Origin of the sequence: Pseudomonas sp. NFACC37-1 (assembly GCF_900101575.1) — a bacterium.
Lineage (GTDB): Bacteria > Pseudomonadota > Gammaproteobacteria > Pseudomonadales > Pseudomonadaceae > Aquipseudomonas > Aquipseudomonas fluorescens_AA.
In genome coordinates this window covers 1-11,457 of the sequence record NZ_FMUZ01000062.1, presented here as the reverse complement: position 1 = coordinate 11,457, position 11,457 = coordinate 1, and the positions used below count along the sequence as shown (strand labels likewise).

10 protein-coding genes and 1 pseudogene are annotated in these 11,457 nt (G+C 56.5%); all 11 read left to right on the top strand.

Features of this window, described 5'->3' with window-relative positions; genetic code table 11:
• Positions 1–2 precede the first annotated feature (2 nt).
• Positions 3–527: pseudogene (locus BLP82_RS29330) on the top strand (magnesium chelatase domain-containing protein); the annotation flags it as partial.
• A gap of 536 nt (positions 528–1,063) precedes the next feature.
• Positions 1,064–2,470, top strand: coding sequence for a pyridoxal phosphate-dependent decarboxylase family protein (locus BLP82_RS29325; RefSeq protein WP_092176897.1), 1,407 nt, complete (start codon positions 1,064–1,066; stop codon positions 2,468–2,470).
• Positions 2,471–2,518: 48 nt separating this feature from the next.
• A complete protein-coding gene (locus tag BLP82_RS29320) occupies positions 2,519–3,730 on the top strand; it encodes an MFS transporter (RefSeq protein ID WP_092176894.1) in 1,212 nt (403 codons plus the stop codon).
• A 184-nt stretch (positions 3,731–3,914) separates the two neighbouring features.
• Positions 3,915–4,667, top strand: coding sequence for a methyltransferase domain-containing protein (locus tag BLP82_RS29315; protein ID WP_256576689.1), 753 nt, complete (start codon positions 3,915–3,917; stop codon positions 4,665–4,667).
• 13 nt (positions 4,668–4,680) lie between these two features.
• Positions 4,681–5,598 carry a class I SAM-dependent methyltransferase gene (locus tag BLP82_RS29310; protein ID WP_256574293.1) on the top strand — a complete coding sequence of 306 codons (918 nt, stop codon included), beginning with the start codon at positions 4,681–4,683 and terminating at the stop codon, positions 5,596–5,598.
• Positions 5,595–6,737: a M50 family metallopeptidase gene (locus tag BLP82_RS29305; protein WP_092176891.1), complete on the top strand. Its 1,143-nt coding sequence runs from the start codon at positions 5,595–5,597 to the stop codon at positions 6,735–6,737. The genes BLP82_RS29310 and BLP82_RS29305 overlap by 4 nt, the downstream gene beginning before the upstream one ends.
• A 10-nt stretch (positions 6,738–6,747) precedes the next feature.
• Positions 6,748–6,897 (top strand): 3-thiaglutamate biosynthesis pearlin carrier peptide TglA, encoded by a 150-nt coding sequence (locus BLP82_RS31330; RefSeq protein WP_170842400.1) that lies wholly within the window; start codon positions 6,748–6,750, stop codon positions 6,895–6,897.
• Positions 6,898–6,962: 65 nt separating this feature from the next.
• Positions 6,963–7,877, top strand: coding sequence for an MbnB/TglH/ChrH family RiPP precursor modification enzyme (locus BLP82_RS29300; RefSeq protein WP_092176888.1), 915 nt, complete (start codon positions 6,963–6,965; stop codon positions 7,875–7,877).
• On the top strand, positions 7,867–8,655 hold the full coding sequence (locus BLP82_RS29295; protein WP_092176885.1) for a hypothetical protein: 789 nt from the start codon (positions 7,867–7,869) through the stop codon (positions 8,653–8,655). Before BLP82_RS29300 ends, BLP82_RS29295 begins: the two co-directional genes overlap by 11 nt.
• A gap of 3 nt (positions 8,656–8,658) precedes the next feature.
• Positions 8,659–11,088, top strand: a complete 2,430-nt coding sequence (locus BLP82_RS29290) for a lantibiotic dehydratase (protein WP_092176882.1) — start codon at positions 8,659–8,661, stop codon at positions 11,086–11,088.
• A 156-nt stretch (positions 11,089–11,244) separates the two neighbouring features.
• The coding region (locus tag BLP82_RS29285; protein WP_139197999.1) for a transposase at positions 11,245–11,457 on the top strand (213 nt) is incomplete at its 3' end.

Here is an 11,457-nt window from a genome sequence, read left to right as displayed (position 1 = left end):
AAGTGGGGGTCGAGGCTCCTGCCGTTACCGTTGAAGTCCACCTGGCCAATGGCTTGCCCTCGCTGACGATGGTTGGCCTGCCGGAGGCGGCGGTGAAGGAAAGCAAGGATCGGGTGCGCAGCGCGATCATCAACTCGGGGCTGAATTTTCCGGCGCGGCGCATCACCCTGAACCTGGCGCCGGCGGACCTGCCAAAAGACGGCGGCCGCTTCGACCTGGCCATCGCCTTGGGGATCCTGTCGGCCAGCGTGCAGGTGCCGACCCTGACGCTGGACGACGTGGAATGCCTCGGTGAACTGGCCTTGTCCGGCGCGGTGCGTCCGGTGCGTGGCGTGTTGCCCGCGGCGCTGGCGGCGCGCAAGGCCGGGCGCATGCTGGTGGTGCCACGGGCCGAGAGCGAGGCCCTGGAGGTTGCGGCCATCCAGTCGGTGGCCAGTTGCGTGCCGTTGAGCCACTGGCCGCAACGTCCGTTTCGCCAGCCGCACCATTCGGCTTCCGGTCCGGCGCTGGTGGGTGGCGGGTGTAGGATACTGAATTAAATGCGACATTTCGGAAATTGATGCGACAACCAGCAAGCCATTTTGGCTGCTTAAGAAACCTCTCATATCCTTCAAACATCTTTACCTGCGGCCTTATCCTTCGAAGAGCTGAGCGCTAGTGAAGATTTGACGCTTGAGCCCCCGCGTTGTGCCTGTTGTAGCGGCAGAAGCGGGACCATAAGTGGCGTTCTAGGCAGCGTGATTCACAGGGATTGTTTAACATGCGATAACGTTCAGATCATAAATCCTGAACCTGTTTCCTGTGGCGCCACGCTTGACCCGGCTCATGAAAAAGACATCCATTAATTCTCATTTAATTACTTTAATTCAATGAGTTATGAATGCATTTCTCGAAGGGCCTAATGTCAGTTATCGATATGCCGCAGCCCCCTAATGCCGTGACAGCGAGTTTTCACTCACTAAAAAGCTTGCTATAAATGGCGAAGTTCCAATAAAGACGTATGGAAATGTTGCCGATCGGAAGGGTTCAAAGAGATCGCTCATTAAGGTAAGGGAGTGCAGGGATGCAGGTTTTTTCGCGTGATGAAGCAGGTATGCCTGAGCTGATGGCTGAAGTGGGTCGTATTGCTCTGGATTTTCTGGCAGACGCTCGCGATGCAAATGTAGTGAATACCCAAACCCACAACAGGGCGATTCAATCCGAGATGCCTGAGCAGGGGATTGGCGGTTTGGCGGCCCTGGAAATGTATTGGGAAAACTATGGCGCATCACACACACGCAGCACAGGCCCACGATATTTCGGTTTTGTCACTGGCGGCACCACGCCCGCAGCGTTAGCAGGTGATTGGCTGGTTTCCGTGTTGGACCAGAACGTTGCGACTGAACGCCATTCCGTAGCGGCGTTCATCGAAGCCCAAACGCTGAGCTTCCTGGCCGACATGCTCAGACTCCCGTCCGACGCTTTCCACGGCGTACTGACAACAGGCGCCACCGCAGCGAATCTTGTTGGCCTGGCCACCGCCCGCGAGTGGTGTGGGGAACACAACAACGTCAGCATCGCCCAAGATGGCCTTCAGGCCGCCTTCCCAGTAATGGTTTTCTGCGCCTCGCCCCACTCAAGCATTGTCAAGGATCTGGGGCTTCTCGGTATAGGTCAGCGTAACTTTATCAAGGTAAATTGCCTGCCTCATCGCGAAGTCTTTGATCTAGACGCGCTGGAACAATCGCTAGCCACTTGCACATCGCCATGTCGAATTGTGGTGGCCAGTGCGGGCACCGTTAACAGTGGCGATTTTGATGACCTGGTTTCACTGGCAACGTTATGCAAAAAATACCGTGCATGGTTGCATGTCGATGCCGCGTTCGGTGCCTTCGCGAGATGCTCAAGCCAGTATGCGCATCTGGTAGAAGGCTTGGAGCTAGCAGACTCTATAACTGCCGACGCGCATAAATGGCTTAACGTTCCATATGATTGCGGTATCGCTTTTACCCGCCATGTGACGCTTCATGAACGAGCCTTTTCAGCTGATGCCCCTTACGTTCCCCTGGAAGGGCAATTACCGGCTTACATGAACCGCGGTGTTGAACAGTCTCGACGCTATCGGGCGCTACCGTTGTGGATGACATTGATGGCCTATGGCAAGGCCGGATACAGGGAATTGATCGAACGCCATTGCGGTTATGCCCAGCGTATTGCTTCATGGGTTGATGAAAGCCCCTGCTTTCAACTTCTATGTGAAGTCAGATTGAATCTCCTAGTCTTTCGTTATTTCAAAGACGGTTGCACTCCCAACACGCTGGCCGAACTCAATCGACAGGTGCTGAGCAATCTCAACAGCAGCGGCGAACTGTATATCACCCCAACAACATACAAGGGTGAATATGCGTTGCGTTTATCCATCAGTAATTGGATGACCCAAGAGGAAGACATCAATCGGGTGACCGCCGCGTTACAACGCGCCGCCGATTAATTGCCCGACTGACCTACCCCACTTTCGATTCCACAAGGAAAGAAGCCAATGTCTTCACAAGCGTCCGCGAGCCACGCTACTGGCAACGGGCTGTTCGGCCTGTTTTGCCTGGGCAGCTATTTACTCTCCCTGTCGTATGGCACTACATTCTTATTGGCAATGAAGCTCAGGGAAAGTGGTGGCAGCGAGTCCGACGCCGGGACGATTATCTCGGTTGCCATGCTCAGTACATTCCTGGCAGTCATCTTCTCAGGCCACTTGACCGATCTGATCGGCGCGCCCAAAGCCATCGCAGCGGGCGCCGTGTTATTGGCAGCGGCGTGCCTGGGCTTCGCAACCGTGCCTGCGTTCGGAGTGGCCCTGTTGACCAGCGGCTTGATCCTGGGGTTTGGATGGGGCGTGTTCTACACCCTTGGACCGATCATTGTGGCGATGATCATAGAGCCTGCCCGGCGTGTGAAGTATTTTGCCTTGCTGTCAGGCAGCATGATGAGCGGCATAGGCACCGGCCCTTTGGTTGGGCGTGCCGCCGAGGCACTGGGCCATTCCGTGGAGTCGGCGTTTGTGGTGGCCGCCATCGCCAGTCTGGTAGGAGGGCTGGTGTTTTTCCTGCTCGGGCCGCACATCAAGCAGCAACAAGCGCGACTGGGGCCGGTGACAGTGTGCAAAATCAGCGCCCGTGCCGCCCAGGCAGTGCTGGGTTCCAAGGCGGTCTTTGCCATCATCATGGTCGGCCTCGGCGGTGCGATCTTCGGCGGCCTTTCCAGTTTCCAGACCTCCTATGCCGCCCTCAACCACCTCGACTATTCGCTATTCTTCCTGGGCTTCATGAGCGCGGCGATCTCCTGTCGCCTGTTGGTCGCAGGCTATATCGTCAAACGCGATCCCTACGTGATGTCCAGCCTATTAAGTGCGCTGATGGTGGTTTCGGTATTGATGCTCACCTTCTTCGTACACTCGTCGGCGGCGTATTTGCTGGCCGCCATTGTGCTCGGCGTAGGTTATGGGCTGACTTACTCTGTGATAAACGGACTGGCAGCCAATGAAGCCCCCGCCGGTCAGACCGCGCAATCGTTAGTTCTATTCAGTCTTTCCTACTTTGTCGGCGTGTTCGGGTTTCCGTTGTTGGCCGGTAAAGTCATCGTCAGCCAAGGCATGTCGACGTTGCTCTATATCATCTTGGTGGTCGCCTTGTGCAACTGGTCGATCACGTTGGCGCGCCTTGTATGGCGACGAACAATGCTCGGCGCGACGGCGTAACGGCCATCGTCAACGCTGACTAAGTATTGCCGCACCTCGAAGACGGGGCTGGCCATTAACTTTCCGCCTTGCAATCAGAACTACCGCGAGTAGCAGGAATAATAAAAAACGCTCACTTGTCTAGCGCGGCACATGTCGCGCTCCCCATAGCAATGCACCTCAACGTTCTCCAGCATGGATGTGAATGAACATGTCTACCTTGATGAGTTCGCCTGCTCTTGCCTATGAAACCGTCGGCGACGGTGTCGAATCGCGCAATGCCGCCTGGAGTTTTGGCGGCACCACGCCGCAGCACTTTGATTCACATGTATCGAAGTCTGTGCCCCGATATAAGGATGGACATGAAATCGTGCTGTCACTCAGCGACTTCTTTGTGAAGAGCGACAGTACCTGTTACGAGCTGGGCAGCTCTACCGGCACCCTGACGCGTCAATTGGCACTCCGTCACGGTGTTTCAACGAAGTGGGTAGGCATCGATGTGGAAGATGCGATGACCTGCCAGGCGAACACGCTGTTGAGCGCCTCCCCCCTGCCCAATGTCAGTTTTGTCACGGATGACATACTCACGTTTGATTACCAAAAAAGCGATTTGATCGTTGCTTATTACACCGTGCAGTTCGTGCATCCGCGCATTCGGCAGGCCCTGTTTGATCGAATCTACGAGTCATTGAATTGGGGCGGGGCGTTCATCATGTTCGAAAAAGTACGCGGCCCGGATGCGCGCTTCCAGGACATTCTCAGCAGTCTTTACGTCGACTACAAACGCGACCAGGGCTATAGCGCCGATGAAATACTGGCAAAAACCAGAAGCCTCAAAGGTGTGCTTGAGCCCTTCTCCACCGCCGGAAATATCGACTTGTTAAACCGTGCAGGCTTCCAGGACATCACCACGGTATTCAAGCACATCTGTTTTGAAGGTTTTTTCTGCATCAAGTGACCAGGACGTCATCGTGAGCACATCCCTAAAACAGCAATACTTACAACGCCTGCAGATGCCCGACGCGTACCGCGTGCACAAGATGGACTGCGAACTGTGCGACTCCACACAACACGCCGTGCTATTGCACAGCGTTCGCGGACCTGGCGAGCAGGCAATCGACTTGCCGGTACTGGGTTGCCAGGAGTGCGGGCATATTTTCCAGCAATACCGCTTTGAGGAAGCGTTCTATAACGCTTACTACGACAAGTTTTATCGCCTGAGCCTGTTCGGCAATTCGGAACCTGAGCGCGCTTTTTTTCTTGATCAGGTACGCCGCGGGGAACACCTGTATCGGTACCTCAAAGAGGTGCTACCCGCCACCGGCAAACTGCTCGACGTCGGTTGTTCCGCTGGCGGGTTGATGATTCCGTTTGCCAAACAGGGCTGGTCGGTCAGAGGCAATGATCCGGACCGGGCATATGTAGAATACGGCAAGAAGATCGGTCTGCAGATCGATCTGGTGGCTGCTGAACATATGAACCCCAGTGGCGACTACGACCTGATCATCATCAATGGATCACTGGAGCATGTGCATGACGTCAACCAGGTCATGCAATTGTGTCGACAAGCCAGTGCGGACGATGGGTTGTTGTTGATTGAGGGCCGCGCCCTGGGCTATGGCCTTGAACAGGGCTTCCTCACCCATAACCATCGGCGCTACCTGAGCGCCAGCAGTATCGAATACCTGATGTGTAAACATGGCTGGGAACCGATTCGCACCACCCATGAGCCCGTCTGCGGCCCAACCCGCCCAGGGGCTGTTTTTGTACTGGGACGCGCCAGTCATCGACGCAGCGACAAGCGCCTGGCAGACGTCAAGGCCCAGGGCCGCCAAGCGCTGGAACACACCTACCGGCCGCAGCTGCACGCGTGGTGGGCTCAGCCATGAGCAGCTCTGCCATGGCGACCAGCAAGGTTGCAGCGCCAGCCCATGCCTGCTTGAGAGATGACCTGGTCGTGACGCCGCCGACAGACGATAGCGCGGTGCAACGCTACCATCTCTATGACCCCACCTCGGACCTCGGTTTTGAGCTGGGCAAGGCCGAGTACTGCCTCGCATTGCTCTTCGATGGCCAAAGCAGCCACACAGAGATCATGGCCGCAGCCCTTGCACGCCACCGAATGAAGGTCAGCCTCGAGAAGCTGATGCAGTTTGAGCGCAAGTTGCTCAGCCTGAATCTGCTGAGCAGCGAGCACACCGCCCACAAGAACAACCTGCGCGACCCGGCCACTGGGATCACCTATGGCCCGTTGAAAGAACACTTGCTGATCAACCTGGTAAAAACCAATCCGCAGCCGTTGCTCGATTACCTTTATCGCTGGGCGCCCTGGTGCTGTCGTACAAGCTTCAACGTGTCGCTGCTGGTGTTGGCACTAGCGAGCTTCATTTATCTGGGCATGCACTTCGACGCGTTCCTGGCTGACGTTGGCGCTACCTATGTGCACAGTTACCGTTGGCTGATCTGGCACTTCCCGGTCATCGTCACATCCATTGCGCTGCACGAGCTTGGTCATGCCATGGCATGTCGACACTATGGGGTCAAAGTCAACGACTTCGGGATTGGCATCTACGTGCTACTGGCCACCGGCTGGGTACGGCCGGTGCAAAAAGAGTGGTCGCAACTGCCCCTCAATCAACGAGTTGTCACCATTCTGGCGGGCCCCATGGTCAGCCTGATGTACGCCGGTGCCGGGATCGCCCTGTGGGCGCTGTACCGGGATGCCCAAGGCGCGTTCGCGTCGCTGTTCGTGGTGATGGTCGTAGCGTCGTTCATTTCCCTGATACCGACCCTCCTACCGATTTTCAATGGCGATACCTATCTGGCAATTATCGAGTTCCTGGAGCAGCCACGCCTGCGCCAACGAGCCTTCAATTATGTACGGCGCTCGCGCCGCGCCGCGCAAGAGCCGGTCTCCCCGCAGTTGCGCCGGCTCTACTGGAGCACCTTTGTGTTGACCTGCCTGGGATGGGTCATCGCCTGGTGCTTCACCGCCTTCACTGTAATCCGCCTGTTCAACCACCCCTGAGGAAAGTGCCATGACTCAATCGCCAACCACCCCGACCGCCGAAAACGAACCCCACGTCGACAACATGACCGTTCCCGCTACCGAAGCTAACGAAGAAGCATTGTTTGAGGAGTTCGACCTGGATGACATCGAAGTCATCGAGAGCAAGGTTTTCGCCTGACGGTTCCAGACCTTCCCCGGCGTGCTGCCGGGGAGGCCCCCATCTTTCGCCTGACTGGGCAACCCATGACTCAATTCGTTAAGCCCGACCCGATTGGCGTGGGCATTCAGTACAACCCTGAAATCCTTGATTGGTTTCCCTTCGAGGACATTGAAGTCGATGTTCTGGAAATCCTGCTCGACAACATCATGGCGCCCATGGATGGTCCGCAGATCATCAAGCCGGCGGCCAGAGCGATGATGGAGCGGCTGGCCGAGAATTTCACGTTGCTGGCGCACTCCAATTACGGTTGCGATTTTGGTTTCAGCCCCTTGGAGCAAACTGCTGCGGTGCAGCGCCATGTGCCCCTGGCGAAGATGTTGAACAGCCCCTGGGTCGCCAATCATTGTTTTTATGGCGACAATTCATGGCTGGATATCTGGAGCAGCCCCCTGCAGTTTTCCAATGCCGAAGTGTTGCGCTGTGCAGAGCGGGCCAAGGCGCTGCAAATGCGCTACGGGATGCCGCTGGCCCATGAAAACGCCGCCTATTACCTGCAATGCCCTGGCGCGGAAATGCGCGAAGCCGAGTTCCTCGCGCGGCTGGTGCAGCAGTCCGGCACGTTTCTGCATCTTGACCTGCACAACATTTACACTAACCACCTGAACCTCAAGAATTTCGACCTGCGCGACTACCTGGATACCTTACCGCTGGACAAGGTGATCTCGGTGCACCTGGCCGGAGGCAGTTGGCATGACGGGCTTTATCACGACTGGCATGACGCCAGCGTGCCTGAGCCTGTCTGGGACCTCTACGAAGAACTGATGTCACGGGCCCAACCCTCGGCGATCATCCTTGAGTATCAAGGGCAGGCCCACCATGCGCTCACCCGGGTAATGGATGCCAATGACGAACACATGATCGTCACCGACGTGCGGCGCGCGCAGAAAATCTGGAATCATTACACCCAACCGGCACGGGAGCTGGCGCATGGATGCTGAGCAGGTCTGGAAGCTTTGGCGACGTCTGCTGCGCGATGAAACCTTGCAGCAGCATTTATTCCAGGCGCAGGGGGCTACGCAATGGCTGCAACACTTCCCTGAGGATGAACGAACGATTCTGCAAGCCTATGCCGGACAGTTCGACCGCGTGAAGTGGTTCGTCGAAAACTACCAGTTCCGCCTGGTCAACTCCTTTACAAATGCGCTGGAGACCGGCGCCCCGTTGACCCTGCGCGCGCTGATCAACATCGGGCTGGATTTACCCACTCTGTCCCGAACGTTTTTGCGTGAACAGGACTGGTTCGACTTTGGACCAATGGTTTATGGCTACTGCGATGCGGTACTGGGATTTTTACTGGAACGCCAGGAACTGGCCGATTACCCAGAGATCCGGGACCTGATCGGGCTTGAACGCGAATGCGTTCATCTGTACACCGGGTTGATGGACGTCGCCGCCCCGGTACCCGGCCGTTATCAACGCACCGCCCAAGCCCGCCTCCACCATAGTTGTTTTGCGCTCTCACACTGGCTGCGCGACAAGAGCCAGCTGGGACGCGGGCCCCTGGAACAGACCTGTGAGCATATCCTGGTGTATTTGCCCAACCTTGAGGCCCGCCACAAATTCACGCTCATCAGCCCACGCGCGGCCAGCCTTTACGCCGACCTGAAACAACCACGGTTGCTCGCGGATTTGGCACTGCAAGCGCCACAAAACGGCGATGATCTCGCGGTGCTTGGCAAGCTGCACAAACTCAACGCAATAAGGATACCGGCCTGAATCATGGAAAGTTCACACTACTTCTGGCTGCGCTCAACCGGTTTTCCCATTCATCACCTGACCGCGTTGGGAGGGTTTTCCGAGCTGCCTGCGTGCGGTGCCTTTGAACAGCGTTTTCGCGCGCTGCATGGGGTGAAGGCCACCCTGCTTGAAGCGGCCAATGCCCACTCCCCCCAAGCCTGTCGCAAGCTGATTCGCAAACTCAACGAAGGCCTGTCGCTGCAAGTCGCCGACCTGCCGCAAGCCTTACGCGATCCCTTGAGCGCTGCCGTACACGACTGGAATGGCTTACTGGAACAGACCGCCACACGCACAGAGGCAGACCAGCAATACCAGGTTTATCTGGAACGCATCCGTCAAGGATTGATCGACTTTCTGGATGACGACGCGGTTGCCGAAGCCCTGTTCATTTCCAACCCGGCCGCATTGACGCGCGCGCGTGAACTGATCCGCGACCGGTTCGCTAAAAACGATACGCGCAAGAAACAGAAGCTGCGACTGGGCTGGAGCTATGCCCAACGTTTCTGCGCCAAAAACGACACCTCAAGCTTTTTTGGCCCGCTGGCCTGGGGTCGATTCGATCCGCAACAGACGGAGAACATGCACGTCACCTACGGCGATGCATGGATCAAGGACCGCAGTACGTTTTTCGAAAACTGGGCAGTTCAGCGACTGGTCGAGCAAATCAACCAGCAATGCCCGGACCCTGACTGCATACCATTGCAACTCAACGCGGGTTGCTACCTGCAAGCACGCACCTTGTTCATGCCTATTGGCAAAAAGCAGCACTTGAGCCCGGTAACCGCGCAGGTATTGGCCTACATCAACGACCCGGAAGATGGCATGCCGACGCTCCGGGGCTTGTTGAAGGCCTGTGTCGATACCCCGGCCGACACCCTGCGCGACCTGCTGGAACACCTGGTCAGCAAACGCATCGTGCGGCGTGGCTGGCAAATGTCGCCGCGCGAACGCAAGCCGATAGAGCGGATGCAGCGCTGGCTGGACGATGCCGCAGCATCTGAAACGTTCAGCCAAACCTGGCAACTGCGCCTGGAGAGGCTCGAAAGCGCACGCCGAGACTATGCAAAAGGCAACCTTGAACGCCGCACACAATGCTTAGATACATTGAACCAACTGCTCGTTGAAGCCGGCGTGGACCTCAGTCGGGAAACCGGTGCAATGTATGTTGGTCGGTACCCAGTATACGAAGACTGTTCGAGAAATATGAATATAAGCCTAGGACAGGACATGCTTAAGCAGATAAATGAAGACCTGGCACCATTGATGCGTATCCATCAATGGCTGATCAAGGCCATCGCGCATCGGCTTAACCAGGCGTTCATAGAAGTGTGGAAGCAGCGTCAGAACGCCTACACGGACATACCCGTGGATTTTCTCGACTTTCTCAACGCACTGGCTCCTCTATTGCCGACAATTGAAGAGCGAATTGTCATCGACCTTGATCAGCGCCTGGAAAAGGCCTGGGAAGAACAACTGGAGGGGCTCGCGGATAACATTGATGTGCGCCTTTCGGTTGCAGACATCGAGCGCCTGATAAGCCGGCTGAATGTCGAGCTGGACGTCACCAATTTCGAGGTATTTGGCAGTGACTACCACTCGCCGGACTTTCTGCTATCCAGCCCGTCGGTGGAAGCCATCAACCGAGGCGATTACACCATCATCGTGGGCGAAGTACACCCGGCGGTCCATACTCTCTGCCAGCCCGTCGCTGCGCCATTCGGGCCGTTTAATATCCAGGTGAACCAAGAGGTAGAAGCGATTTTTCAGCGTCCGCGGCTGATCCTGGCGGACTCGCCGGAAAGCTACCAACGCTCGCATATCGATTGGCCACTGCAACCTTCATATCGGCAACTGGTACTACCCTCCGGCGGGGGCTGCGTGGCCACGCATCAACAGTTCGCCGCCGGACGGGCAAAAGTGATGTACGCCCATGGGCGTTTGCAGGTAGTCGATGCCCTGGGCCAATTCAGCGAAGACCTGCTCTGCGTCTACCCAACTCCCATGCATCGTCTCGGTTTTGCCCTAGACGGAAGTGTTGTTGCCAAACACGACAAGCGCCGTATCTGGCTAGGGCGCGCCCTCTATAAACGGGCTTCCTGGTTATTCTCAAGCGATCAACTGCCGCAGGTAAAAACCTCTATCGACGATCTAGATCATATTTTGCAATGGCGCGCCTGGGCAGTTGCTCAGGGGTTGCCGCGCTATGCGTTCATCAAGATCGACTCCGAGCCCAAACCCATATTCCTTGACTTTGATAACCCATTGTCGTTGGACGGCATCAGCAATGCCCTGCAAAGTGCCAACCAAGTGAAGTTTTCGGAAATGCGCCCTTGCCCTGAAGAGCTTTGGCTTGAGCAAGCGCAGGGTCGATTTTGTTGTGAAATACGGACAACGTTTTTCCAGCCAGCTTGAATTCGAAGTTACCCAGTTCGAGTAGAGGCGTATTCCGATTCGTTCCGGCTGACTGTTGATCTAGGTTCTGTACGAAATCCCGAGAAACCCAATTGCCGCCCCTCAAACGCTGAGATTTTGTAGAGTCCTCCGCCATCGACGGAAAGGAATTCTGTGATGGCAAAGCGTTACGAACTCTTGGATGAGGCCTGGGGTGTGGTCTCCGACCTCTTCATCGAAACTCATGGCCGAGGGCGGCCGCGCCTGAGCGACCGCCTGATGCTCGATGGTGTGCTCTGGGTGCTTTGCTCAGGTGCTGCGTGGCGAGACATGCCGGAGCGCTTCGGCCCATGGTCAACGGTGTATCAACGGTTTCGCGGCTGGCGAAAT

Bases quoted from the DNA above. Each gene is read 5' to 3' on its own strand.
- BLP82_RS29325 (WP_092176897.1), top strand. From the start codon at position 1,064: ATGCAGGTTTTTTCGCGTGATGAAGCAGGTATGCCTGAGCTGATGGCT.
- BLP82_RS29320 (WP_092176894.1), top strand. From the start codon at position 2,519: ATGTCTTCACAAGCGTCCGCGAGCCACGCTACTGGCAACGGGCTGTTC.
- BLP82_RS29315 (WP_256576689.1), top strand. From the start codon at position 3,915: ATGAACATGTCTACCTTGATGAGTTCGCCTGCTCTTGCCTATGAAACC.
- BLP82_RS29305 (WP_092176891.1), top strand. From the start codon at position 5,595: ATGAGCAGCTCTGCCATGGCGACCAGCAAGGTTGCAGCGCCAGCCCAT.
- BLP82_RS31330 (WP_170842400.1), top strand. From the start codon at position 6,748: ATGACTCAATCGCCAACCACCCCGACCGCCGAAAACGAACCCCACGTC.
- BLP82_RS29300 (WP_092176888.1), top strand. From the start codon at position 6,963: ATGACTCAATTCGTTAAGCCCGACCCGATTGGCGTGGGCATTCAGTAC.
- BLP82_RS29295 (WP_092176885.1), top strand. From the start codon at position 7,867: ATGGATGCTGAGCAGGTCTGGAAGCTTTGGCGACGTCTGCTGCGCGAT.
- BLP82_RS29290 (WP_092176882.1), top strand. From the start codon at position 8,659: ATGGAAAGTTCACACTACTTCTGGCTGCGCTCAACCGGTTTTCCCATT.